This is a genomic window from Kitasatospora sp. NBC_01250 (assembly GCF_036226465.1).
Classification (GTDB): Bacteria; Actinomycetota; Actinomycetes; order Streptomycetales; family Streptomycetaceae; genus Kitasatospora.
Map to the genome: position 1 here is coordinate 2,612,813 of NZ_CP108476.1, position 24,487 is coordinate 2,637,299.

Genomic DNA, 24,487 nt, shown 5'->3' on the forward strand with positions numbered 1-24,487 from the left:
CCGCGAGCCGTTGCTCGCGGCGCCCGGCGCCCTGCTCACGTCACGGTCGCCCTGCTCAATTCGCGGACGCGGAGGGCGACGGGCTCGGGGAGCTCGTCGGCGCGGTGGCGGTGGGAGCCGGCGAGGGGGACCCGCAGCTCGGCGAGGGGCTGCCGGACGGCGCCGGGGAGCCCGGGGTGGCGGACGCGGAGGGCGTCGGCGTCCCGGAGGGCTTCGGCGACGGGGTCGGCGCCGGCGAGGGTGTCCCGGTCGGCGACGGGCTCGGCGAGGCGGACGCGCCGGCCGTCGGCGTCGGGCAGCCGGTCGGCGCCGGGCTCGGGGTGCCGGTCGGCGAGGCGGTGGGCGACGGCGAGGGCGACCCGGTCGGCGACGGCGAGGCGGGGGTCGTGGGCGACGGCTTCGCGGACGGCGTCGGCGAGGCCGACGGCGCGGGGGTCGGCGAGGCCGAAGCCGACGCCGAGGCCGCCGGGTTGGGCGACGCGGAGGCCGACGGCGACGCCGGGGTGGGCGAGGCGGTGGGCGCCGCGGGCGACGGCTGCGCGTTCGGCGTCGGCGAGGCCGACGGTGTGCCCGCCGGGGTACCGGCCGGGATCGGGGTCGCGGGGGCCGAGGGGGCCGAGGAGGCCGAAGGCCGGCTCGCGGGCACGACCGTGAACAATCCGCCGCCGACGGGCAGCGGCACCGTGACCGGGCCCGGTCCGGCCGGCAGGTCCGGCACGGTCAGGGCGCCGGTCTGGAAGTAGCCCATCCAACTCTTCACCGTGTTCAGGTAGTCGGTGGAGTTGTTGTAGCTGAGGATCGCCCGGTCGAGCTGGGCCGGCACCGACACGTCGCGGCCGCCCGCGCACAGGTAGCGGCCGGCGCCCAGCGCCGCGTCCCAGATGTTGTTGGGGTCGGCCTTGCCGTCCCCGTTGCCGTCGGCACCCCAGGTCGCCCAGGTGGAGGGGAGGAACTGCATCGGACCGACGGCCCGGGCCCAGGAACCGCTGCCGTCGTAGGCGCCGCTGGTGCTGTTGGGGATCGCGGCGAAGCCGCTGGTCCCGTCCAGCGCCGGACCGAGGATCGGCGTGTACGTCGTACCGGAGGCGTCGACCGCGCCACCGTCCGCCTGACCCGACTCCACCTGGCCGATGCCGGCCAGCAGCTGCCACGGCAGGTGGCAGCCGGGGTCGCTGCCGGCGAGCGACGTCTCGGCGCTGCGGTAGGCGGCGAACACCGTGGCCGGCAGCCGCGCCCCGCCCACCGACAGCGACGTCGCGGGCGTCACCGGAACGGTGCTCGACGTCCCCGCGCCGTTCCCGGCCCCGCTCCCGCCCGGCAGCACGGTGCCCGGCGCCGCGAACGGCGATCCGGCCACCACCCCCGGCGGCTGCGGCAGCACCCGCGGGCCGCCGCCGTCCGCCGGCGGCTGCCCGCCCGCCGCGGCGGACGCCGGCACACCGAACGCCACTGGTGAGGCGAGGGTCAGGGGCGCCGACGGCGCCGCCGCGGCAGCGAGGGCGACGAGCGTCCCGGCCGTCCGCGTCAGCACGCGTTTACGTATCCACCTGGCCACGTGAACTCCTTCCGATGATCCTGCGGTCAGTCCATGGACGAACCGACCGCCCATCAGGTTCCACAACAGTCAGTCGGCATACGCATCAGACCACGCTGGGGTGACGCCCTCGCACAGCGGGGGCCGCCCCGTGCCCTTCTCCCGGCCTCTCGCGCCGGTGCCGCACCGTCAGGACGCGGGAACCGTCCGCTCCGGCGCGAGCGAGTTGCCCGCCGGGATGTCTCCGCAGTCGGACGGGGCCGGCTTGCCCGCGAAGCGGTCGTTGAGCCAGGACGCCGCCTTGAGGGCCCAGGCCGGCGCGGTTCCGAGGTGGCTGAGCAGGTCGTACTGGTCGTAGCTGATCGCGTTGTTGCCGGTGGCGCAGTACTGGTCGGCCAGGGCCCGCACGTCTCCGGCGACCATGACGCCGTCACCGGTTCCGATGCCGGACGGGCTGGCGAAGGTGCCCTCCAGCACGCCGCCGTCGCCCTGCGCGATGTAGCCGGGAACGGTCGGGGTGGGGGCCGACCCCAGGTTGATCCTGTTCACCGCATCGACGAACGCGGGCACCGAGTCCGGGTCGGCGTACTCGGGCTTGGCGATCTGCTGCCAGGTCAGACCGGGGAAGTGGCCGAGCGCGTCGAGGAGCGAGCCGTTCTGCAGCCGGTCGTAGATCTGGCGGCCGTAGCTGTTCATGTACGGCGTCAGGTCGATCCCGAACGAGCGGGAGACCCCGATGACCGACATGGGAATGACGCCGGACCAGACCAGCGACCCGCTGACGTACTTCAGGTTGTGCGCCGGGTCGACGAGCACCCCGCCCTCGGCGAAGCCGGTGAGCTTCTTGTTGACGTCGGGCGCGTAGCTCGGGGCGAGCGCCGCTGCCCAGTCGGTGGCGATGGAGCCGCCGGAGTAGCCCATCAGGCCGAACCTGGTCGCGCCGCTCAGGCCGGTCGACGGGGAGTTGACCGCGGCCCGGATCGAGTCCAGCGTGTTGAAGCCGTACTCCGGTCCGGCCGCGAAGTCCGCCGACTGGCCCTCGGTGTCCGGGATGACGAGGTTGTCGCCCTGCAGCAGCAGCGCCGAGAGGGCCGCGGACTCGAAGTTGGCGATCGTGCCGCCCAGGGTCACGTTCCCGGCGATGGCGCGGGACGGCCCGTCCTGCGGGTTCAGGGAGTCGTAGAACGACTGGTAGGAGACGGCCTTCGTGCTGTTGCCCGTGATGCTGCGCACCACCGAGGTCACGTTGGCGGCCGGCCGCCCCTGGGCGTCGGTGGTGCGGTAGAGCAGCTGGATCGCGCTGACCGGCGTGGGGATGCCCTCGATGTGGTACTGCAGCGTCCGGGTCTTGAGCACGGTGCCCGGCGCGAAGGAGGCCAGCGGCGCACTGCCGTCGTAGGCGTAGAAGGAGTCACCGGCGGCGCTGCTCCTCGCCGCGGCCGAGGCGCACGGGGCGGCGGCCGAGGCCATGGCCGCGACGGCGGCGGCGACGACGGCCAGGCGTCGGACAGGTCTTCTGTACATGGCTGCTCCCCGGAATCGTGTGACGGGTACCACTCCTGACTGCCCAGTAAGTTACCTGCGGGTAAAAGATCCGTACAGAGAGATGACACGGCAACGTGTGGGCACTTGGTGAAGGGACCGCGTTTCGCCTTGCCCGCGGCCCCTCCCGTCCGTCGCACCTGCCCGGTCCAGCCGCGCGCGGGCAGCCCCGCGAGCAGCGTCGGGCCCGGTGCCTCGGCGGGCTTCGCAGAACGGCCACGGGCCCGTAACGCTGGTCCATTGACCGGTCCGGCGGTGCTTGCGAGCATTCGGCACATGACGTCGTCGAAGTGTCCCCGCAGCCGGTAGCCCTGGGTCCCCGGGCTACCACGCCGCCTCGTGGCCGACTCCGGACGAAGGATCACCGATGCTGCCAGCGCTCATCGCGACGCCGGGCCCGCACCAGCCCGGCACCGACCGGCCGGACGGGGCGACCGCCGTGCTGCGGGCCGTCCTGGACCAGGGGCCGCTGGCCCGCACGGCGATCGGCAGGGAGACCGGGCTGAGCTCGGCCGCCGTGTCCCGGTACGCGGCCGACCTGCTCGCGATGGGACTGGTCTGGCAGCCGCCGGAGCCCGCGCAGCGCCCCCGGCCGGGCCGCCCCCGGATCCCGCTCGACATCGACACCTCGCACCACGTCGCGGCGGGCGTGCACATCGCCATTCCGCGGCTCACCTTCTCGCTCACCGATCTGCGCGGGCGGGTCCTCGCCGCCGAGCACGTGCCGCGGGGGCCGCATCCGGGCGCGGTGCTCCAGGAGGTCGCCGCGCGGCTGCCGGGGTTCCTGGGGCGGCACGTGCACGGGCGCTCCGTCCTCGGGCTCGGCGTGGTCACCGGCGGCCGGGTGGATCCGGACGCGGGGGTGCTGGTCGAGAACGCCGCGCTGGGCTGGCGCGACGTCCCGCTGCGACGGGCGCTGCAGCGGGCGGTCCGGCTGCCCGTCCATGTGGAGGGCCACGCCCGGGCGCTGGCCCGGGCGGAGATGCTCTTCGGCCGGGCCGGCGAGGGCGTCCTGGTGCACCTGTTCGTGGGCAACGCCGTGGACGCGGCGATCGCCACCGGCGGGATCCTGCTGCGAGGGCGCGGGTACGGCGCCGGCGGCATCGCCCACCTGCCCGTTCCCGGGTCGGCGGCGGCGTGCCCGTGCGGGCGCACCGGCTGCCTCCAGGTCACCGTGGCCGACCGCACCATCGCCGAGCGTGCCGCCGCGGACGGCATCACCCCGTACCCCGACCTGCCCCTGCTGCTGGGGGCGGCGGCCGCGGGCGAGGCGCGCGCCGTGGAGCTGTGCCGCAGCCGACTCCGGATGATCGCCCGCGCCGTCCGCCCGATGCTCGACGTGATCAGCCCGGACACCGTGGTGCTGACCGAGGCCGTCACGCTCCAACTGCCGCGGCTGCTGGCCGAGGTGGGCCGCGAGCTGGGCGGCGCCGGCGATCTGGTGCGGGCCGGCTCCTTCGGCGCGGACACGCTCGCGGTGGCGGCGGCCGTGCCGGTGCTCGCCGCCGTCTACCAGGACCCACTGGCCCTGCGCACGGTCGGCGGCGTCAGGTGAGGGGCCGTCCGGTGGGGTTTCTTCCGCGCCGCTGGAAACCATTGTCCGGGTGGTCGTCCGGGCAGCAGACTGCAGCCATGGACGCGCAGCACAGGGCCACGATCCGGGCAGCCGCACAGCGGCTCCCCGTGAACGCCTTCCGCGCGCACCACTTCGCCGGGCTGGGCTGTCGGGGCTGCTGACCGGAGTTCCGCCGAGGCGCTCCGGCGCGGGTGCCGCGCGGCGTTGACGGCCGCGCGCAGCCCGTTCCTGTTCCCGCTGCCGTTGCCGGGTGACCCCGCCGTACCCCGGCGCCGCCGTGCCGCCGTGCCACCGTGCCACCGTGCCACCGCCCGGCCGTGCCCTGCCCTGCCCTGCCCTGCCCTGCGCTGCGCTGCCGCGGGGTCGTGGCACCCGCCCGGCCGACCAGCCACCACCGAAAGGACCCGCCAGCATGAGCACGCCCTCCGTCCGTCCCGTCGCCGGTCACATCGGCGCCGACATCGACGGCGTCGACCTCGCCCGGCCGCTGCCCGCCGAGGCCGTCGACACCATCAAGCAGGCGCTCCACCGCCACAAGGTCGTCTTCTTCCGGGGACAGCACCTCGACCACGCCGCCCAGATCGCCTTCGCGCGCCAGTTCGGCGAGCTCACCTACGCCCACCCGCACGACGACGCCCCGCCGCAGGCGCACCCGGAGATCTTCACCGTCGACCCGCGCCGCTTCGAGGAGCGCTACGGCAAGAACTTCCGCGACGAGTACCGCAAGCGCCAGTACAGCTACGTCGACGGCTGGCACACCGACGTCACCGCCGCCGTGAACCCGCCCGCCGGGTCGATCCTGCGGGCCGAGACCGTCCCGGAGGTCGGCGGCGACACCCACTGGACCAACCTCGTCGCCGCGTACGAGGGGCTGTCCGCCCCCGTCAGGGCCTTCGTGGACACCCTGCGCGCCGAGCACCGCTACGGCGGCGGCCGGCCGGTGGAGGGCGAGGGCGAGTACGCCCGCCGGATCAACGACAACCTGCTGGTGGCCGTCCACCCGGTGGTGCGGGTGCACCCGGAGACCGGGGAGCGCGCGCTGTTCGTCAACCCCGTCTTCACCAGCCACATCGTCGACGTCACCGCGGTCGAGAGCCGGCGCATCCTCGACCTGCTCCACGCCGAGATCACCCGGCCCGAGTACACGGTGCGCCTGCGCTGGGAGGCGGGCCACGTCGCCTTCTGGGACAACCGCGTCACCGCCCACCTGGCCCCGCGCGACCTGGAACACCTGGACGTCGAACGGCGCCTGCACCGCGTCACGCTGATCGGCGACACCCCGGTCGGACCGGACGGACGCGAGTCCGAGCTCGTCGCCGGACGCCCCTTCACCGCCGACCACCGCGTCGCCGTGGCCTCCTGACGCTGCGCCGCACGGCCGCCGGCCCCGCGCCCGGTGCCCCGCACCACGCGGCGTCCGGCGGCCCGCCCCACCCCCTTCGCATCCGTCCGGAAGGAACCGCACCTCCGTGTCCCTGCTCCAGGGCGTCCCCGCCCCGAACCGAAGGCTCTTCCTGCGGACCCTGCTCGGCGCAGGCGCCGCGCTCGGCCTCAGCGCCTGCGCCACCGCCCGGGCCAGCGGCCCGGCGCTGTCGAGCAGCGCGCCGCTGCCCACCCAGGTGCCCGCCGGCACCGGCCTGCGCATCGCCTCCGCGCTCGGCGCCGAGCAGCTCCAGCTCCAGCTCTCCGGCCTGATCAAGCAGATTCCCTTCACCGTCCCGTCCTGGCCGAACATCGCGGCGGGGCCGGACGTCATCAACGCCTTCCGGGCGGACTCCCTCGACCTGGCCAACAACGCCGGCATCCCGCCGATCCAGGCGCAGTTCCAGGGCTACGACGCCCGCATCGTGGCCGTCGACCTGACCCGCAAGCCGTCCTACCTGTTCGCCACCAAGCCGCACAGCGACATCCAGTCGGTGGCCCAGTTCGCGGGCCGGAAGCTGGCCTTCTCCCAGGGCCAGGCGCAGGGCGTGGTGCTGCTGCGCGCCCTGCGCGGGGCGGGGCTGAAGGACTCCGACGTCCACCTGGTGCCGCTGACCAGCGACCAGTTCCTCACCGCCCTGGAGGCCGGCCAGGTGGACATCGCCCCGCTGGCCGTCTCCCAGGCCCCCGCCTACCTCAACCGCTACGCCGCCGACGGCGCGCACACCATCCCCACCGACGTGGTGGACCTGCTCAACCTGCTCTGGGCCCCGGCCGACGTACTCGCCGACTCCGCCAGGGCGGCGGCGGTCGCGGCCTTCGTCCCCATCTGGGCCAAAGGCCTGGTCTGGGTCTACGAGAACCCGTCCGTCTGGGAGCAGGAGTACTACGTCAAGACCCAGAACATCAGCCTCAGCCAGGCCCAGCAGGTGACCACACTGACGAACAAGCCGCTGCTGCCGCCGAGTTGGGACGAGGCGATCGCCTGGGAGCAGCAGACCGTCGACCTGCTCGCCCAGGGCGGCTATGTGAAGTCCTTCCAGGCCGAGGCGCTCTTCGACCGCCGTTTCGAGCACCTCGCGTCCGCCGCCGTGCCCGCCGAGTACCGGAGCTGACCATGGCCGAACACCTGTCGACCGCCGTGGTGGCGGCGCCCGAGCGGCCCCGCACCGCGCCCGGCCCGACCACCGGGCCCGCCCCGGGCCCGGGGGCGACCACCGGGCACCACCGGACCCGCAGGCTCGCGCCGGGCCGGCGCCGCCGCTGCGCCCGGCTGCTGGGGCCGCTGCTCCTGCTGGCCCTGTGGGCCGGGGCCAGCGCGGCCGGGCTGCTGGACCCGCGGAGCCTGCCCGCGCCCTGGACCGTGCTGCACACGGGGGCGCACCTGTGGGCCACGGGGACGCTGCGCACCGATCTGGCCACCTCGCTCCGGCGTGCCGTGCAGGGATTCACGATCGGCCTGCTGGCCGGTGTGCTGCTGGCGCTGGCCGCCGGGCTGAGCCGGATCGGCGAGGCCCTGATCGACGGCACGGTGCAGGTCGGCCGCGCCGTGCCCACGCTGGGCCTGATCCCGCTGTTCATCCTCTGGCTGGGCATCGGCGAGACGTTCAAGATCGTCATCATCGCGATCGTCGTCTCCGTCCCGGTCTACCTCAACCTGCACGCCGCCCTGGCCGGCATCGACGCCCGCTACGTCGAGCTCGCCGAGGTCCTGCGACTGAGCCGCTGGCAGTTCGTCCGGCAGGTCGTCCTCCCCGGCGCACTGCCCGGCTTCTTCGTCGGTCTGCGACTCGCCGTCACCGGCTCCTGGCTCTCCCTGGTGGTCCTGGAGCAGATCAACGCCACCAACGGCCTCGGCTACCTGATGTTCCAGGCGCAGAACTACGGCCGGACCGACGTCATCGTCCTCGGGCTGCTCATCTACGCGGTCTTCGGCTTCGCCTCCGACTCCGCCGTCCGTCTCCTGGAAAGGAGGGTCCTGGCATGGCGCCGATCGCTGAGCAGCTGACCTCTCCCGCCGTCCACCTCACCGGCCTGACCCGCTCCTTCGGCCGACGCACCGTGCTCGACGGCATCGACCTGCAGATCCCGCCCGGCCAGTTCGTCGCCCTCCTGGGCCACTCCGGCTCCGGCAAGAGCACCCTGCTGCGCGCCGTCGCCGGCCTGGACCACGACACCGCCGGCAGCGGGCGGCTCGTCACCCCGCAACGGGTGTCGGTGGTCTTCCAGGACTCCCGCCTGCTGCCCTGGCGCCGCGTGCTGGACAACGTGCTGCTGGGCACCCCCGGACGGGACGCCGAGGGCCGCGACGCAGCCGCCCGCGGCCGAGCCGCGCTCGCCGAGGTCGGCCTGGCCGGCCGGGAGCGCGCCTGGCCCGGCCAGCTCTCCGGCGGCGAACAGCAACGGGCCGCCCTCGCCCGCTCCCTGGTCCGGGAGCCCGAACTGCTGCTCGCGGACGAGCCCTTCGGCGCCCTCGACGCGCTCACCCGGATCCGCATGCACGCCCTGCTGCGCGAGCTGTGGCAACGCCACCACCCGTCCGTGCTCCTGGTCACCCACGACGTCGACGAGGCCGCCGCGCTCGCCGACCGGGTCCTCGTCCTGGAGGACGGCCGGATCGCCGTCGACCTGGCCGTCGAGCTGCCCCACCCCCGCTCCTACCGCGACCCGCGCCTGGGCGAGTACCGCGAGCGGCTGCTCGCCGCCCTCGGCGTACGACCCGACGGCGAACCCGCCACCGCACGGGCCGGATCCACCGACCACGGAGCGGAGAACTGAGATGGGCGAACACCTCTGGTACATCCCGAACACGGTCGAACCCGGGCACCGCGGCGACAACACGCGCGAGGGCTGGGGCACGCTCGACCACTCGACCGGACTCGCGCACGCAGCCGAGCGGCACGGCTGGGGCGGGGCGCTGCTGGGCACCGGCTGGGGGCGACCGGACACCTTCACCGTCGCGGCCTCCCTCGCGGCCCGCACGACGGCCTTCAAGCCGCTGATCGCGATCAGGCCCGGGTACTGGCACCCCGCGAACTTCGCCGCGGCCTCGGCCACCCTCGATCAGCTCAGCCACGGCCGGGTCCTGGTCAACGTCGTCAGCGGCCTGGACGACGCCGCCGCCTACGGCGACGGCGAGTTCGACCCGGCCCGCCGCTACCAGCGCACGCTCGAATTCCTTCACCTGGTGCGCCGCCTGTGGCAGGAGGACGAGGTGACCTTCCACGGGGAGCACTACCGGGTGGACGGCTCCGCCCTGCGACCGCGGCCGTGGGGCGCCGAGCAGGGGCGCCATCCGCGGCTGTACTTCGGCGGCGCGAGCGGCGCCGCCGAGCAGGTCGCCGCACGGGAGGCCGACGTCCAGCTGTTCTGGGGCGAGCCCCTGGACGGCGTCGCCGAACGGATCGACCGGCTCCGGGCGCTCAGCGCGGCGGTCGAGCGCCGGCACCGGCCGCTGGAGTTCGGGCTGCGCGTGACGACCCTCGTCCGGGACACGGCCGAGCAGGCGTGGCGCGAGGCGGAGCAGCGGGTGGCCCGCATGGCGCGGCAGGGAGGGCAGGAAGCCGCGGCGTTCCTGCGCCGGCCGGCGGTGGGCCAGCGACGGCTGCTCGACCTGGCGGACCGGGGCGAGGTCCTGGACGACTGCCTCTACACCGCGCCGGGCCGGTACGGCGGCGGCGGTGCCGGGACCACGTGGCTGGTCGGCTCGGCGCGGCAGGTCGCCGACGCCCTGCGCAAGTACCGCGAGCTGGGGGTGACGCACTTCGTGCTCTCCGACACGCCGTACAAGGAGGAGATCGCCCGGATCGGCGACGAACTCCTCCCGCTGCTGCGGCCGGCCACGACCCCCGCGCAGGTCCCGAAACGACCGCACTCCGACCGCACGAAGGATCACGTGTGAGCAAGCAGCTGCACTTCAACCTGTTCATCCACGACACCGGGCACCACGAGGCGTCCTGGCGGCTGCCGCAGTCCGACCCGGCCGCCGACCTGGACCTCGGCTTCCACCAGCGGCTGGCCCGCCTCGCCGAGGACGCGAAGTTCGACTCGGTGTTCCTCGCCGACAGCCCGGTGCTCTGGGGCGACCCCGGCCGCCGGCCGTCCGGGAAGCTGGAGCCGACCGTGCTGCTCGCCGCCCTGGCCGCGGGCACCACGCACATCGGGCTGATCGCGACCGCCTCGACCAGCTACAACGAGCCGTACAACCTGGCCCGGCGGTTCGCCTCGCTGGACCACCTGTCGAACGGCCGCGCGGGCTGGAACATCGTCACCACCGCGGGTGACGCGGCGGCCCGCAACTTCGGCCTGGACGGGCAGCCGCTGCACCGGACCCGCTACGAGCGGGCCGCGGAGTTCCTGGAGGTGTCCACCAAGCTCTGGGACAGCTGGGCCGACGGGGCGCTGGTGGCGGACAAGGCCGCCGGCGTGCACGCGCTGGCCGACCGGGTCCGCCCGGCCGGCCATCGCGGCCGGTTCTTCCGGGTCGAGGGGGCGTTGAACGTGCGCCGCTCGCCGCAGGGGTACCCGCTGCTCGTGCAGGCCGGCTCCTCGGAGAGCGGCAAGGAGTTCGCCGCCCGGTGGGCCGAGGCGGTCTTCACCGCGCAGCCGACGCTCCACGAGGGGCAGGCGTTCTACGCTGACGTCAAGCGCCGCGCGGTCGCCGCCGGACGCGACCCCGGGCACCTCAAGATCCTGCCCGGCATCGTCCCGGTGATCGGCGACACCGAGGCCGAGGCCCGCGAGCTGGAGGCCGAACTGGACCGGCTGATCAGTGCGCACTACGCGCGCGAGCAGCTCGCCACGCTGCTCAAGGTGGAGCCGGAGCGGCTGCGCTTCGACGAACCGCTGCCCGACGACCTCCCCACCGAGGACGAGGTCGAGGGGGCCAAGAGCCGCTACACGCTGATCGTGGAACTGGCCCAGCGCGAGAACCTGACCGTGCGCCGACTCATCGCACGGCTCGGCGGTGGCCGCGGCCACCGCACCTTCACCGGCACGCCCGTCCAGGTGGCCGACACGATCCAGCACTGGTTCGAGCACGGTGCGGCCGACGGGTTCAACGTGATGCCCGCGGTCCTGCCCTCCGGACTGGAGGTGTTCGTGGCGAAGGTGCTGCCGATCCTGCGCGAGCGCGGGCTCTTCCGCACCGAGTACCGAGGAGGCACCCTGCGCGAGCACTACGGCCTGCCCCGCCCGGCGAACCAGTTCAGAGTTTGAACAACTTGGCGTACGGCTGGGTGATGCGCACCTGGCGCGATCCGAAGTCGACGAGCACCGCGCTGTCGCCTTCGACACCGATGGCCCGCCCGAGGCCGTAGCTGTCGTGGGTGACGCGGTCGCCCACGGCGAACTGCTTGGGCGGTGCCTCGACCCGGGCCTTGAAGGGGCTGGTGGGGAGGACTCTCCGGACTGCTGCTGATTTCGTCATCACTGCCAGTATGCGCCGTAAATCCCGGGACCGGGTCGTTCCGAAGGTCACGAATTCGGCTGGGGCCCCGGAGAACCGCCGATGCCGGCCGCAGCGGGCGCTGCATGCCCTCAACCTCCCTGTCCGCACGGCGCGTTGACGCCCCCGACGCCCAGGGGGCGACGGCCGGGGAGAACGGCGGCCGCGAAACCCGGGGCCGGATAATCCACCGCTGCGGGCCTGGGCCTGCTAGAGTCGTCGTAGTTGCAGTAGTGGTTCCCATGAACTTTGTGTGCGCCTGCTGATGTTTCGCAGGTGCATTTTTGTTTCCCGGCTCTTCCCCGGGTGGGTGCTCATCGCGGCGACTCGAAGCAAGCACTGTGCGTGTTTCGAACAGCCCCTTGAAGGAGATTTTTCCATGGCAAATGGCACCGTGAAGTGGTTCAACGCGGAAAAGGGCTTCGGCTTCATCGAGCAGGAGGGTGGCGGTCCTGACGTGTTCGCCCACTACTCGAACATCAACGCCAACGGCTTCCGTGAGCTGCTCGAGGGCCAGAAGGTCGAGTTCGACGTCACCCAGGGCCAGAAGGGCCCGCAGGCCGAGAACATTCGCCCGCTGTAGTTCTACTGCCACGGCACCCGCCTAGCAGCGAGGGGCCCGCACCGCGTACATGCCCGGTGCGGGCCCCTCGGCATTGCGTCACCACGCAGCCCCGGCCGTTCAGGCCCCCTGCCTCCGCCACCGGCGGCCATCCCCACGCGAGACGCCCAGCGCCGCGTCCGGATCGGCGCCGCCCTGCCGTGACATCCCACGGTTCGAGGTCTTCGCTCCCGCCCAGGTCGGTGAGCGCCGACCGCAGGTGACGTGGCGCACGGTTCTGCCGTCCACGCTTCACCCGTCGTACTTCCGGCCCGTTCCCTTGCGGCCTCCGCCGGCGCCCCGCGCCGCGGAGCCTTCCTCGTGACGTGCCGCCCCGAGGAAGGTTTTCGCATGAATCGTTCCACTCGATCCTCCTACCAGAACGCCAACTCCCGCTCCGGCAGCGCCTTCCAGGGCTCCCGTTCGGCGGGCGCCGAACGGCCGTCCGGCCGGGGCGGGCGCCAGGGGCGTCCAGGGCGCCAGAGCTCGTCGCCGCGCGGCGAGTTCGCGATGCCGGTCAGTACCACCCCGGCGCTGCCGGCCGTCGAGTCGTTCGACGAACTGGACATGCCCAAGGCGCTGCTGTCGGTGCTGACCCGCCAGGGCGTCACCTCGCCGTTCCCGATCCAGGCCGCGACGCTGCCGAACTCGCTGGCCGGACGCGACGTGCTGGGACGCGGCCGCACCGGCTCCGGCAAGACCATCGCGTTCGGTCTCGCGGTGCTGGCCCGCACCGCCGGCCAGCGGGCCGAGCCGCGCCGGCCGCTGGCCCTGGTGCTGGTGCCCACCCGCGAGCTCGCGCAGCAGGTCACCGAGGCGCTCACCCCCTATGCACACGCCGTGCGGCTGCGGATGGCGACCGTGGTGGGCGGGATGTCGATCGGCCGCCAGGCCCAGGTGCTGAACCGCGGGGCGGAGGTCGTGGTGGCCACCCCCGGCCGCCTCAAGGACCTGATCCAGCGCGGCGACTGCCAGCTCGACGGCGTCGGCATCACCGTGCTGGACGAGGCCGACCAGATGGCCGACATGGGCTTCCTGCCCCAGGTCACCGAGCTCCTCGACCAGGTCGCCGAGGGCTGCCAGACGATGCTCTTCTCCGCCACCCTGGACCGCAACGTCGACCGCCTGGTGCGGCGCTTCCTCACCGACCCGGTCACCCACTCGGTGGACCCCTCGGCCGCGACGGTCAGCACCATGGAGCACCACGTCCTGCACGTCCAGAGCCGGGACAAGGACGCCACGATCGCGCACATCGCCTCGCGCGAGGGCGGCGTGATCATGTTCACCGACACCAAGCACGGCGCCGACCGCCTGGTGGACCACCTGCTCTCCACCGGGGTGAAGGCGGCGGCCCTGCACGGGGGCAAGTCCCAGCCGCAGCGCACCCGCACCCTGGAGCAGTTCCGCACCGGCGCGGTGACCGCGCTGATCGCCACCAACGTCGCCGCCCGCGGCATCCACATCGACGGGCTCGACCTGGTCGTCAACCTGGACCCGCCGAGCGACCACAAGGACTACCTGCACCGCGGCGGACGCACCGCCCGGGCCGGCGAGTCCGGCACCGTCGTCACCCTCGTCCTGCCCAACCAACGCCGTGAGATGGCCCGCATGATGACCACCGCCGGCATCACCCCCGAATCCACCCGGGTCACCGCCGGCGACGAGGAGCTCGCGCGGATCACCGGCGCCCGCGTGCCCACCGGCATCCCCGTGGTGATCCCCGACCCCGTCGTCGAGCGGCCCCGCCGCAGCGCGTCCACGGGACGCAACCGCCGCAGCCGCCCCGCGCACGCCGGGCGCAACCCGGCGACCGCCGGCAGCTCCCGCAGCGGCTCCCGCGGCGCGTCGTCCAGGCGCGTCACCCTCGCGGCGTAGAGCGGGTGCGCGGGCCGGCCCCGCGCACCCGTCACGGCTGTCCGCACCTGTCCCACCCGTCCGTGCGCCTGATCGCCGCCACCACTGGCGGGAGAGACACGAAGGAGCCCGTTCATGAGCATCACCCTCGAACGCCCCGCGACGGTCGGCGACCTCATGGAACACCCGGAACTGCAGATCAGTGACGACGTCATGGTCGACACGGCGATGGACATCCTGCAGAGCTCCGGTGCGGACCACGTCCTGGTCCGCGACGACGAGGGCCGCTGTGCCGGGTTGCTGACCCGTATTCACCTCGCGCCGTTCCAGAACCGGTCCTGGTACACCGAGCGCACCGCGGTGCGCAACATCGTGCTGGACCGCGCCCCGTTCGCCACCGCCGACATGCCCGCCACCGACGCGGTCGCCGCCATGCGCTCCCGCGGTCTGGCCAGCTGGCCGGTGGTGGACCACGACGGCCACGTCGTCGGCCTGCTCAGCGTGTAGCGACCACGCGGCCCACACCAGAGCAGCGGCACACACCAGAGGCCGTCTCCGCAGCTCTGCGGAAACGGCCTGCGACCAGCGTGAACGCCGGTCGGGGCGGAGGGTTGACCCCGCACCGCGCGGACCACGTGAGGATTCTGTCTACTTCCCGCTGTCACAGCCGGGCACGAAGTTCGTGGTCACGAGGTGCAGAATCAGCGATCCTGTCCTACCGAATCCCATATGCACCTCCAAGAATCGCTCTGCCGGAAAGTCTTCCGGCACTGTCCAGGGTACTCCGCGCGACCCGCATTCCTGGCAGCCGGTCAACTAATTGCGCTGTCCCACAGGGCCGTTCGCGATGCGGTCCAGCCACCGGTCCAGCTGGTGCCCGGCCCGGCTACCGCGGGCCGGGCCACGCGGCCGCCCGCGCCCGGGCGACGCGCGCGCGGTCGGTGGCCCCGCCGGGGCCACCGACCGCCTCGGCGGTCGACGGCAGGAAGCCCGAGCGGGCTTCGCGCCCTGCGGCGCCGTCGTTCCCGGCGGCGATCAGGGCGTGTGCGGTGCGGGTACTGGCCGGGTCGGCCGCTTCGGACATCAGCCGAGCCGCCTCGACGGCGTCCGTGGACGGCGGGACGACCAGCAGGTCGAGTCGGAGCGGGTCGTAGGAACGAACCATGACCATGTCCTGGTTCTGCTCCTCGTCGAACCAGCCCACGTGCACGGTGTGCCCCACCACCGGGATCTGCCGCGGGAAGGCCAGCCACTGCGCCGGGTTCACGGTGATCCGGGTGAGCCGACTCCACCGCTTGTCCAACTCCGCTGCAAGAGAGGGGAGTTCGAGAAGAAGGTCACGCGATCGGGGCCACCAGGCACCGTCCAGGCGGCCGGGCCGTACGCCGTCAGGCGCAAGCGACAACCGGGCGGCGGAGTCGGCGGACCGCATCGCAGTCGCACGATCGAGAGTCACGGTCATGATGAAGGACCTGTCCCCGGCCCGCGGACGCGAGCCGGCAGAGCCGTTCGCCGGAGACGACGCCAGTGTCCGGTGCCGGCATACGAGGTGCCTTCGGTGATCTCCAGGTTACTCCGCGCAAGGCCCGCGCGGAGCACCTGTCGGCCCGGCGTTCGCCTCGGTTCACCGAGGGGCGCCACCCGTCACACTGTGTCCGCCGACGAGAGCGTGGTCGACGTCGCCGCCGCAGGCGGCATGGGCCAGGGCGGCCACGCGTTCCACGGTGGGCTCGGCGAGGATCCGGGGCAACTCGGCCATGAAGGCGGCCTCCTGGTCCGGCCTCAGCACCTCGCGGCAGACGGCCGCGAGCATGCCGAGCAGGGACACGGAGTCCCCGCCGAGGTGGTGGAAGTCGGACTGGGTCTCCAGCCGGGAGCGGTCCGCCTGCAGGGTGCGGGCCCAGATGTCGGCCACCGCCTGCTCGGTCGGGTCCATCGGGGTGAGCGGTGCCGTGCCGGCGGGGGCGGTGCCGGGCGACTCGTCGGCGAACGGGTCGGGCAGGGCCTTGACGTCGACCTTGCCGCTCACCGTGTAGGGCAGTTCCGACACGAGCGTGATCGCGGCGGGGACCATGTACGAGGGCAGCACCGCGGCCAGCTGCCCGGCCAACTCCTCCGCCGTGACGGGCGAGTTGGTCAGCGCGTAGCCGTACAGGGCGTTGCCCGACCGCCCGGCCCGGCTGCGGGCGACCACCACGGCGCGGTCCACGGCCGGGTGGTCCTCCAGGGCCTGGGCCACCTCGGCCGGCTCCACCCGGTGACCGCGCACCTTGACCTGGTCGTCGATCCGTCCCACGCACTCGATCTCGCCCGACGGCAGGACCCGCGCCAGGTCGCCGGTGCGGTAGACGCGGCTGCCGTCGGCCAGGTGGACGAAGCGCTCGCGGTTGAGCTCGGGGCGGCCGAGGTAGCCGCGGGCGAGCTGGACACCGCCCAGGTACATCTCGCCGGTCTCGCCGGGGGCGACGAAGCGGCCGTCCGCGTCGAGCAGGTGCACCGTGGTGTTGTCCGCGGGCCGCCCGATCGGCACCACGGCGGTGCCGCCGTCCAGTTCGGCGTCGAAGGTGTGCGCGGTGCAGCCGATGGTGGCCTCAGTGGGCCCGTACTCGTTGATGATCCGGCAGTCGGGGCCGAACATCTGCTGGGCCCGGGCGGCGACCTCGACCCGCAGCTGCTCGCCGATCACGATCACCGTGCGGTACCCGGTGGGTGACAGGTCGAGCTGGCCGATCAGGTCGAGGTGGGAGGGGGTCAGGTTGAGCGCGTTGGCACCCGACTCCGTCAGGAGCCGGCGCAGCGAGAGGTGGTTGGGGTCCTCCGGCATCAGGATCACCTGGCCGCCCGCCAGCAGCGGCAGGTAGACGGAGGTGCCCGTGACGTCGAAGGAGGGCGAGGTCAGCAGCGGCAGCCGGGTGTCGGCGTCCACGTCGAAGGCGCGGATCCCCCAGTGGACGTAGTTGACCAGGTTCCGGTGCTCGATCTGCACGCCCTTCGGCCGACCGGTCGAGCCCGAGGTGTAGATGATGTAGGCCAGGTCCTCGGGGTCGGTGACGACGTCCTGCCAGTCCTCGGGTGCGGCGCCGTCCACGGCGAGGTCGTCCAGCAGCAGCGGCTTGCAGCCCGACTGCACGCACCCGCGGGTGTCGTAGGGCTTCTCCACCAGGCAGTAGGTGCAGCCGGCGTCGGTCAGCAGGTCGGACAGGCGCGCGTCCGGGTGCCGGGTGTCCAGCGGGAGGTAGCAGGCGCCGGCCCGCAGCACGCCCCACACCGCGGCGACCGCGGCGACCGTGCGGCCCGCGAGGAGCCCGACCACGTCACCGGGGCCGACGCCCCGCTCGCGCAGCGCCGCGGCGACCGCGTCCGCGCGGCGGCTCAGCTGCGCGTAGCTGACCTCGCCCTCGGGGCCGCTGAGCGCGATCCGCTCCGGTGTGCGCTCGACCTGCTCCCGGAAGAGTTCGACCACCGAGCGCTGGGAGGGCAGCGGGCGCTCGGTGCGGTTCCCCTCCCACTGCCGGTGCTCGCGCGGGGAGAGCGCCTCCTCGATGGTGTCCAGCACGGCTTCGGCCCGCTCCGCCAGGCCGGGGCCGTCGTGCCAGGCCACGGTGATCTCGGTGCGGGCCGCGCTCTCCAGCAGGTTGACCTCCAGCGGACCGCCGGGGCCGGTGGTGCCCAGCGGATAGACCGCCGCCGCCTGGAAGTCCCCGGCGCTGAAGTCGGCCAGTGCGACGTTGCCCAGGTGGGCGAGGTAGGCCAGGCTGTTGTACTGGTTCTTCTTGGCCGCGAAGCGGTCGATCCCGGCGTTGACCAGGCGCATCACCGGCAGCGGCGTGCGCAGGACCGAGTCGGCGAACTGCGGGGCCAGCTCGGCGTCCGCGGCGAGCAGGGTGAGCAGCCGCTGCTGCACCTGCGGCCAGCCGTCGCCCGCCTCGACCTGCAACTGCACCGCACGGGCCAGCGAGGCCGTGGAACGCAGCTCCGGACGGTGCCGGCGCAGGTCGACGGGGACGAAGAAGCGCCCGCCCCCGGAGCCGTAGGTCTGCGCCAGGGCCGCGGCCACCTTGGCCGTCGCCGCCGGGTGGCGGCCGTCGACGGTGCGGCGGCGCCAGAGCACGCCGGAGGAGCCCGGCGAGCGGCGGCCGAGCAGCGGCGGCCACTCCAGCTTCGGGTTGGGCTGGGCCGGCGGCAGTCCGCCCTGCCGGTCGAGCCCCTGGATCAGCTCGCTGTCGTTGAGCCGGGAGTCCGCGCCCAGCGGCTCCTCGCCGCGCAGCACCCGGAACACGTCCGCCGCCCACTGCAGCAGTCCGCGCCCGTCGGTGATGCCGTGGAAGGCGCGGAACACCACCGTGGAGCGGCTTCCAGGGGCCAGCAGCACCTCGCAGGTCCGGCTGCCCGCGTCGAGCGGGCGCTGCAGGGCGGGCGCGTCGAGCAGGCCGGCGGCGGCGTCGAGCCGCACGACGGGCGGCGCCGTCCCCCGGTCCACCCAGCACTTGCCCTCGCGCACCAGCCGCATCCCGGGCGACGCCTGCGCGGCGATCTCGACCGCCCAGATCAGCTGATCGAGCGTCAGGCTGCCGTCGCCCTCGACCACGTGGGCCACACAGTGACCCGGCCCCATGCCCAGGAAGACCCACTCCATGGGCGAGACGGCACGCGTGTAGGGCCGGCCCCCGGACGGGGCGAGAGCTTGCGATGATCTCGATCTCGAGCTGCTACCGGTCTGAATTCTCAAAACTGATCACACTCTTTTTTTGTCCATGGCCCGACCGACGTCGCGCCGCGCTCCGCTCCCTTCGGACGCTATGACTTCGCCCCCGCCGCGAGGTACCCCTGGTCCCCCCTACCGACCGCCGGTGATCGGGTCAGGCGTTGAGGTAGGCGAGGACCGCCAGGACGCGTCGGTTGCTGTCGCTGTCCGGCGGCAGCATGAGCTTGACGAAGATGTTCGAGATGTGTTTGGCCGCCGCGCCCTCGGTGATGAACAGGCGTTGTGCGATGGCCGTGTTGGAGCAGCCCTCGGCCATCAGTTCCAGGACGCCGCGCTCGCGTGCGGTGAGTGCGCCGAGCGGTTCGTCGCGTGCGTGGCTCACCATCAGCTGGGAGACCACGGCGGGGTCCATGGCGGTACCGCCGGCGGCGACCCGGCGGATCGCGTCGATGAACTGCTCGTTGTCGAAGACGCTGTCCTTGAGCAGGTAGCCGATGCCGCCGGTGCCGTCGGCGAGCAGCTCCCGGGCGTACATCTGCTCGACGTGCTGGGAGAGCACCAGGATCGGGAGCTTGGGGATCTCGCGCCTGGCCTGCAGGGCGGCCTTGAGGCCTTCGGTGGTGAAGGTCGGCGGCAGCCGGACGTCGACGATCAGGATGTCGGGGCGATGGGTGGCGGCGGCTTCGAGCAGGTCGGGGCCGTTGTCGACGGCCGCCACCGTCTCGAAGCCGTAGGCGCCCAGGAGTTGGATCAGCCCCTGCCTCAGGAGGAAGAGGTCTTCGGCGAGGACAACACGCACGGTATCTCCATCTTGATCGCGGTCGGACCGCCCAGCGGGCTGCTGATGTCGAGGGTTCCGTCGAAGGTCGCCAGCCGCCGGCGGATGCCGTGCAGACCGGTTCCCCTGGTGGCGTCGGCACCGCCGCGGCCGTCGTCGACGACCCAGGCGTGCAGCACGGCGCCGTCGTGCCAGGCGCTGACCTCGACGTGCTCGGCGTCGGAGTACTTCAGGGCGTTGGTGAGCAGCTCGGACACCGCGAAGTACAGCGCGGACTCGAGCGGTGGCGGCACCTCGCCCGGGATGCTCACCGTCACCTCGACCTGGAGCGGGCTGGCCAGGCCGAGGGCGCGCAGCGCGTCGGCCAGGCCGCGTTCGGCGAGGATCGGGGGGTGGATGCCGCGCACCAGGTCGCGCAGCTCGCGCAGGGCCGAGACGGAGGAGGTGCGGGCGTCGAGCAGCAGTCTGCGGACCTCCTCCGAGTCGGTGTCGAGGTGGCGCTCCAGCGCCCCGAGGGTCATGCCGAGGCCGACCAGCCTGGCCTGGGCGCCGTCGTGCAGGTCGCGTTCGATCCGGCGCAGTTCGGCGGCGGCCGCGTCCAGGGCGCCGGAGCGGGTCTCGGCCAGGTGCTGGACCCGGACGGCGAGCCGGGAGCTCTCGGTGGGGCCGAGCAGCAGGCGGGTGAAGTACGCGTGCGCGGTGAGGAAGACCGGGCTGTACCACGCCCAGACGACGAAGAGCGCCGCTGCCGCCAGCGCGGCCAGCAGGGCGGTGGGCTGGCTCTGGACCGGGACGAAGAAGTACTCGCGCCCGGTGCCCTGCGCCCGCAGGATGGGCCGCCACAGGCCGCAGGCCAGCGCGAGCCCTTCGAGGACGTAGTAGAGCACCGCGGCGGGCAGGAACCCGATCATGCCGACGACCGAGTTGAGCAGCAGCCAGAGCAGGTCCCGCCAGGTGGCCGGATCGGTCAGGATCCACTTGCAGCGGCGGATCCAGCCGACGATGTCCTTCTCGAACTCCTTGGGCTCCGGCCGGTAGGGAACGGCGATCTCGACGCCCGACCGGGCGGCCGCGCGCCGGTTGGCGTTGCACAGCCAGCGGACCCACTTGGTGACGATCGGCAGCATCACCGCGCCGATGCCGATGACGAACAGGCCCACGAAGTAGGTGGTGACCAGGAACAGGCAGACGGAGAGCATGGCGCCCAGCGCGATCAGCACCCCGACCACCAGGTCGGCGCCGGCCCGGCGGAGTCGGGCGGGGAACTCGCGCAGGCCGTTCCTGATGCTCACCGGGACTCGCACGGGTCCGCCCAAGGGAATATGGAGCAGGGGGATGTGACGCAGCGGGCTGTGACACGGCGGGAGGCGGCCCGGCGGAACCCGGGCCGGGTCACCGGATCCGCGGCTCGGTCGGTGGACGGGTCCGAGGAAGGGCGGTAAGCGAAGCACACCTGAGCGATCGTCCATCCGTGACAGCGGGTTTCTGATGAGCACCACGTTACTCAAACGCAACGGGCCGTGACGAGTTGACCGACCGACAGGTCCCGGAACACGGCTGCGGGGCCGCTCCTCCGTCCGGGGGTGAACGGAGGAACGGCCCCGGCGTGCCGGTCAGGCGGGGGACCTGGCCGTTTCGATCGGCGGAGTCCGCATCCCCCGCCAGGAGGGGAGCAGAGTCGCACCGAAGATCAGGACGAGCGCGCCGCCGACGATCGCGAGGTAGATGCCGATCGAGCCCTGCGGCAGGACCGAGTGGGCCTTCACCAGGCTGTACGGGACGATCGTGGTCGCCGAGGCGATGGTGCCCAGGACGGTCGCGATGACGGCGACCAGGACGCCTTCCACGCTCAGCATGCCCAGCACCTGGGCCTTGGTGGCGCCGGTCAGGCGCTGGAGGCCGAACTCGCCCTGGCGCTTGCGGGTCACCGCCACCAGGGTGTTGATCACGGTGATCGCCGCGTAGCCGACGATCATGGCGACGATGGTGTAGTTCGAGGCGACCAGGATCTGCTGGATCTGGTTGTTGGAGCTGGTCAGCGTGGAGCGGTCGGCGATCGCGGTGCCGGGCACCGCGGCGGCCACACTGTCGAGGTGGGACTGGATCCGGCCGAGGTCGGCGTTGGCGTCCGCCCGGACCAGGATCTTGGTCGGCAGCCCGGCGGTGGTGTGCGGGGCCAGCACGTCGGAGGGCAGCAGCAGGTACTCCTCCTGGGGGTTGTCGGCGTAGGTGGCCACGACCCTCGGGTCGGCGGCGGTGCCGTCACCGAAGTGGATCTTCAGGTTGTCCCCGATGTGGACGCCGAAGTTCTTCGCCTGCTTGTCCGACAGGGCCACCGTGTTGCCCCGCAGGTCGCCGATCGACCCGGTCAGCGAGTCGAGCGCGATGGTCTGCTGGACGCCGTCGGCCGAGACGCCGCGCAGGTCCATGGTGTTGCCGCTGCCGGCGGCGTCCACGAAGCCGACGGAGCTGACCAGTTCGGAGGCGCCGGCCACGCCCGGGATGGAGCGGACCGAGCCGACCACACCCGGCGCGAAGCCGCCGGTCGAGGAGTCGAGCACGTAGTCGGCCAGCACGTTGCTCGAGTAGCTCTTGGCGGAGACGTGGTCCTCGGTGGACTGCATGTACAGGGTGCCGGTGGCGACACCGATCAGCAGCACGATCGGCGCCACCGCGCCCGCCATCCGGACGTTGTTGGTGGTGGCGTTGCGCAGCGCCATGTACCCGGACAGCCCGGACAGCGCGCGCACCGGCCAGCTGACCGCCACCACGATCGCCTTGGTGATCCCCGGGGCGAGCAGGGCCACCCCGATCGCGAACAGGACCGAGGCCGGTCCCGCGGTGCTCGCCAGGGTCGGCCCGTCGGTCATCACCGTGACCGTGATGACCGACAGCATGACGCCGTTGACCATGAAGAACAGCGCCAGCAGCAGGCGGGTGGTGGTGAGCCACTTGGTCTGCAGGGTGCTCTCGGCCAGCGCCGCGACCGGCTTGGTCCTGGCGGCCTTGCGCCCCGCGAACAGCGCCGCGCCGACGGCCGCCGCGATCGCCGCGAACGCGCCGGCCGTGATCGGGATCCAGCCCTGGTGGAAGGCGATCTGCTTGGAGACCACGCCGTTGCCGGTCAGCTGCCCGTACAGCAGCTTGCCGATGACGAACCCGGGGGCGATCGCCAGGGCGGTGGCGAGCACCGACAGCACGGCGGTCTCGCCGAGGATCATCCGGCGCACCTGCCGGGAGGTGGTGCCGATCGCCCGCAGCAGGGCCATCTCGTGCGCCCGCTGCTGGAGCGAGAGTCCGAGCGTGGAGGCGACGCCGAACATCACGATCAGCACCGCCCAGCTGCCGAAGACCGCCGCCAGGATGGTCACGGTCTGCTGGCTGGAGAGCGTGCCCGGCAGGTCGGCCAGGCCGCGCCGCTCGCCGGTGAGCACCATCGCCTTGCCGCTGACCGCCGAACTCACGGCCTGCTTGAGCGTCGCGACGGGGACGCCGGGCGCCGGCAGCACTCCGATGGAGTCGAACTTCCCGTCCGATCCGGCCAGTTGCTGCGCCTGGGAGTCGGAGAAGAAGAGGCTCGGCTGGATCGTCCCGCCGGTGTTCTGCTGGGCGACGCCGGAGACCGTGAAGGTCCGCGGGGCGCCGTGCACGGTCAGCTGCACGCTGGAGCCGACCGCGGCGCCCGAGTCGGCCGCCAGCTTCGAGTCGAGGACCACCTGGCCGCTGCCCGGGGCCGCGCCCTGGGCGAGCGTGTAGGGGGTCAGCCCGGCGCTGGTCCAGGTGTGCCCCTGCGAGCCGGCGTCGACCGCCTTGCCGCCCACCACCACGGTCGCGGGGAAGGACAGGTCGGGGATCGCGCTGCCGACGCCGGGAACGGCCTTGACCGTGTCGAGCACCCCCGGGTCGATCCGGTTGCGCTCGGTCAGCGCGGTGGAGTCGTAGGTCTGCTGACCGGTCACCACGATCGGCACCCCGGCCAGCCGCTGCGGCGGGGCCGCCATCCGGACGCCGGTCTCCATCAGGCCGCCGCAGGCCATCACGATCGCGGCGCCCAGGAACATCGCGACGAAGGTGGCGATGAACCCGGTCTTACGGAACTTCAGTGTGCGCAGCGCCAGCAGCCACATCAGCGGCCACCCCCCGACAGGGTCGAGGAGGGCGCGATGTTCTCGTCGTCCCAGGCGCCGAGCCGGGTCATCCGCGCGGCGACCGCCTCGGCGGTCGGCTGGTACATCTCGCCGACGAACCGGCCGTCCGCGAGGAAGACCACGCGGTCGGCGTAGGAGGCGGCCACCGGGTCGTGGGTGACCATGACCAGGGTCTGGCCGCCGGCGGTCACCGATTCGCGCAGCAGGCCGAGCACGGCCGCGGCGGTGCGGGTGTCCAGCGCACCGGTCGGTTCGTCGGCGAAGACCACCGCGGGCCGGGTCACCAGGGCGCGGGCGATCGCCACGCGCTGCTGCTGGCCGCCGGAGAGCTGGCCGGGCAGGTGGTCGAGCCGGTCGGCCAGACCGACCCGGTTGACCACCATCAGGATCTGGTTCTTGTTCGGCCGCTTACCGGCCAACTGCAGCGGCAGCACGATGTTCTGCATGACCGTCAGGGCCGGAAGCAGGTTGAACGACTGGAAGATGAAGCCGATGCGGTCGCGGCGCAGCTTGGTCAGCCGCACCTCGTCCAGGTCCGCGAGGTTGGTGTCACCGACCAGCACCCTGCCCGACGTGGGCTGGACCAGACCGGCGGCGCAGTGCAGGAAGGTGCTCTTGCCCGATCCCGAGGGGCCCATCACGGCCGTGAAACTGCCGGTGTCAAAGGTCATGCTCAGTCTTTTGAGCGCGGCCACCTCGTTGTCGCCCTTGCCGTAGATCTTCTCGACCGCTTCCAGCCGGACGGCCACCGTCTGCTGACCGTTCTCTTGAGTCTGCACTGGAACTCCCACCCGGTTAGTCACACCTCACGCGAACTGATATCAACGGTAGAAGCGGCGGCGGCCCGGCACATTGGCATTGCTTGGCGTATCCGAGGTAGA

The 24,487-nt window shown here is 72.9% G+C and carries 19 protein-coding genes; 10 read left to right on the plus strand and 9 right to left on the minus strand.

The features are described from left to right. Positions 1 to 55 precede the first annotated feature (55 nt). Complete coding sequence (locus OG500_RS10800) at positions 56 to 1,531, minus strand: lytic transglycosylase domain-containing protein (RefSeq protein WP_329579160.1); 1,476 nt, start codon at positions 1,529 to 1,531, stop codon at positions 56 to 58. A gap of 192 nt (positions 1,532 to 1,723) precedes the next feature. After that, positions 1,724 to 3,058, minus strand: coding sequence for a lipase family protein (locus tag OG500_RS10805; protein ID WP_329579163.1), 1,335 nt, complete (start codon positions 3,056 to 3,058; stop codon positions 1,724 to 1,726). Between the two features lie 385 nt (positions 3,059 to 3,443). Between OG500_RS10805 and OG500_RS10810 the strand changes: the two genes are divergently transcribed. From OG500_RS10810 to OG500_RS10840, 7 genes are all read left to right on the plus strand, one after another. Continuing rightward, a complete protein-coding gene (locus tag OG500_RS10810) occupies positions 3,444 to 4,631 on the plus strand; it encodes an ROK family protein (RefSeq protein ID WP_327066335.1) in 1,188 nt (395 codons plus the stop codon). A 433-nt stretch (positions 4,632 to 5,064) separates the two neighbouring features. After that, positions 5,065 to 6,015, plus strand: a complete 951-nt coding sequence (locus OG500_RS10815; protein WP_327066336.1) for a TauD/TfdA dioxygenase family protein — start codon at positions 5,065 to 5,067, stop codon at positions 6,013 to 6,015. 106 nt (positions 6,016 to 6,121) lie between these two features. Next, entirely contained in the window at positions 6,122 to 7,189 is a 1,068-nt protein-coding gene (locus tag OG500_RS10820) for an ABC transporter substrate-binding protein (RefSeq protein ID WP_329579166.1), read from the plus strand. Positions 7,190 to 7,191: 2 nt separating this feature from the next. Next, positions 7,192 to 8,082: an ABC transporter permease gene (locus OG500_RS10825; RefSeq protein ID WP_327066338.1), complete on the plus strand. Its 891-nt coding sequence runs from the start codon at positions 7,192 to 7,194 to the stop codon at positions 8,080 to 8,082. Then, a complete protein-coding gene (locus OG500_RS10830; RefSeq protein ID WP_327066339.1) occupies positions 8,058 to 8,852 on the plus strand; it encodes an ABC transporter ATP-binding protein in 795 nt (264 codons plus the stop codon). The genes OG500_RS10825 and OG500_RS10830 overlap by 25 nt, the downstream gene beginning before the upstream one ends. Before the next feature lies 1 nt (position 8,853). Further along, a complete protein-coding gene (locus tag OG500_RS10835; protein ID WP_327066340.1) occupies positions 8,854 to 9,975 on the plus strand; it encodes an LLM class flavin-dependent oxidoreductase in 1,122 nt (373 codons plus the stop codon). Beyond that, a complete protein-coding gene (locus OG500_RS10840; protein WP_327066341.1) occupies positions 9,972 to 11,291 on the plus strand; it encodes an LLM class flavin-dependent oxidoreductase in 1,320 nt (439 codons plus the stop codon). Before OG500_RS10835 ends, OG500_RS10840 begins: the two co-directional genes overlap by 4 nt. On the opposite strand, the gene OG500_RS10845 is transcribed toward OG500_RS10840, so the two are convergent. After that, on the minus strand, positions 11,281 to 11,502 hold the full coding sequence (locus OG500_RS10845) for a hypothetical protein (RefSeq protein WP_327066342.1): 222 nt from the start codon (positions 11,500 to 11,502) through the stop codon (positions 11,281 to 11,283). The two genes, OG500_RS10840 and OG500_RS10845, sit on opposite strands and share 11 nt — an antisense overlap. Positions 11,503 to 11,899: 397 nt before the next feature. On the opposite strand from OG500_RS10845, the gene OG500_RS10850 reads away from it, so the two are divergent. The 3 genes from OG500_RS10850 (at position 11,900) to OG500_RS10860 (ending at position 14,482) form a co-directional block, all read left to right on the plus strand. Next, a complete protein-coding gene (locus tag OG500_RS10850) occupies positions 11,900 to 12,103 on the plus strand; it encodes a cold-shock protein (RefSeq protein WP_030918248.1) in 204 nt (67 codons plus the stop codon). 369 nt (positions 12,104 to 12,472) lie between these two features. Continuing rightward, the gene (locus OG500_RS10855; protein ID WP_329579172.1) at positions 12,473 to 13,996 is read left to right on the plus strand and encodes a DEAD/DEAH box helicase; all 1,524 of its coding nucleotides are present in this window, start codon (positions 12,473 to 12,475) and stop codon (positions 13,994 to 13,996) included. A 114-nt stretch (positions 13,997 to 14,110) separates the two neighbouring features. Continuing rightward, entirely contained in the window at positions 14,111 to 14,482 is a 372-nt protein-coding gene (locus OG500_RS10860) for a CBS domain-containing protein (RefSeq protein ID WP_327066345.1), read from the plus strand. Positions 14,483 to 14,861: 379 nt separating this feature from the next. Here OG500_RS10860 and OG500_RS10865 read toward each other — a convergent pair whose 3' ends face one another. The 6 genes from OG500_RS10865 to OG500_RS10890 form a co-directional block, all read right to left on the minus strand. After that, positions 14,862 to 15,437: a DUF5994 family protein gene (locus OG500_RS10865; RefSeq protein WP_327066346.1), complete on the minus strand. Its 576-nt coding sequence runs from the start codon at positions 15,435 to 15,437 to the stop codon at positions 14,862 to 14,864. Positions 15,438 to 15,599: 162 nt separating this feature from the next. After that, positions 15,600 to 18,611, minus strand: a complete 3,012-nt coding sequence (locus OG500_RS10870; protein WP_329579176.1) for a non-ribosomal peptide synthetase — start codon at positions 18,609 to 18,611, stop codon at positions 15,600 to 15,602. 223 nt (positions 18,612 to 18,834) lie between these two features. Then, complete coding sequence (locus OG500_RS10875) at positions 18,835 to 19,479, minus strand: response regulator transcription factor (RefSeq protein ID WP_327066348.1); 645 nt, start codon at positions 19,477 to 19,479, stop codon at positions 18,835 to 18,837. After that, positions 19,443 to 20,657 (minus strand): sensor histidine kinase, encoded by a 1,215-nt coding sequence (locus tag OG500_RS10880; RefSeq protein ID WP_327071500.1) that lies wholly within the window; start codon positions 20,655 to 20,657, stop codon positions 19,443 to 19,445. Before OG500_RS10880 ends, OG500_RS10875 begins: the two co-directional genes overlap by 37 nt. 414 nt (positions 20,658 to 21,071) lie before the next feature. Beyond that, positions 21,072 to 23,585, minus strand: a complete 2,514-nt coding sequence (locus OG500_RS10885; protein ID WP_329579179.1) for an FtsX-like permease family protein — start codon at positions 23,583 to 23,585, stop codon at positions 21,072 to 21,074. After that, the gene (locus OG500_RS10890; protein WP_327066350.1) at positions 23,585 to 24,385 is read right to left on the minus strand and encodes an ABC transporter ATP-binding protein; all 801 of its coding nucleotides are present in this window, start codon (positions 24,383 to 24,385) and stop codon (positions 23,585 to 23,587) included. The genes OG500_RS10885 and OG500_RS10890 overlap by 1 nt, the downstream gene beginning before the upstream one ends. Positions 24,386 to 24,487 lie beyond the last annotated feature (102 nt).

Coding starts and splice junctions, on each gene's coding strand:
- OG500_RS10830 (WP_327066339.1), top strand. CDS start 8,058: ATGGCGCCGATCGCTGAGCAGCTGACCTCTCCCGCCGTCCACCTCACC.
- OG500_RS10865 (WP_327066346.1), bottom strand. CDS start 15,437: ATGACCGTGACTCTCGATCGTGCGACTGCGATGCGGTCCGCCGACTCC.
- OG500_RS10845 (WP_327066342.1), bottom strand. CDS start 11,502: ATGACGAAATCAGCAGCAGTCCGGAGAGTCCTCCCCACCAGCCCCTTC.
- OG500_RS10850 (WP_030918248.1), top strand. CDS start 11,900: ATGGCAAATGGCACCGTGAAGTGGTTCAACGCGGAAAAGGGCTTCGGC.
- OG500_RS10855 (WP_329579172.1), top strand. CDS start 12,473: ATGAATCGTTCCACTCGATCCTCCTACCAGAACGCCAACTCCCGCTCC.
- OG500_RS10825 (WP_327066338.1), top strand. CDS start 7,192: ATGGCCGAACACCTGTCGACCGCCGTGGTGGCGGCGCCCGAGCGGCCC.
- OG500_RS10860 (WP_327066345.1), top strand. CDS start 14,111: ATGAGCATCACCCTCGAACGCCCCGCGACGGTCGGCGACCTCATGGAA.
- OG500_RS10835 (WP_327066340.1), top strand. CDS start 8,854: ATGGGCGAACACCTCTGGTACATCCCGAACACGGTCGAACCCGGGCAC.
- OG500_RS10805 (WP_329579163.1), bottom strand. CDS start 3,058: ATGTACAGAAGACCTGTCCGACGCCTGGCCGTCGTCGCCGCCGCCGTC.
- OG500_RS10815 (WP_327066336.1), top strand. CDS start 5,065: ATGAGCACGCCCTCCGTCCGTCCCGTCGCCGGTCACATCGGCGCCGAC.
- OG500_RS10885 (WP_329579179.1), bottom strand. CDS start 23,585: ATGTGGCTGCTGGCGCTGCGCACACTGAAGTTCCGTAAGACCGGGTTC.
- OG500_RS10870 (WP_329579176.1), bottom strand. CDS start 18,611: ATGGAGTGGGTCTTCCTGGGCATGGGGCCGGGTCACTGTGTGGCCCAC.
- OG500_RS10810 (WP_327066335.1), top strand. CDS start 3,444: ATGCTGCCAGCGCTCATCGCGACGCCGGGCCCGCACCAGCCCGGCACC.
- OG500_RS10880 (WP_327071500.1), bottom strand. CDS start 20,657: ATGCTCTCCGTCTGCCTGTTCCTGGTCACCACCTACTTCGTGGGCCTG.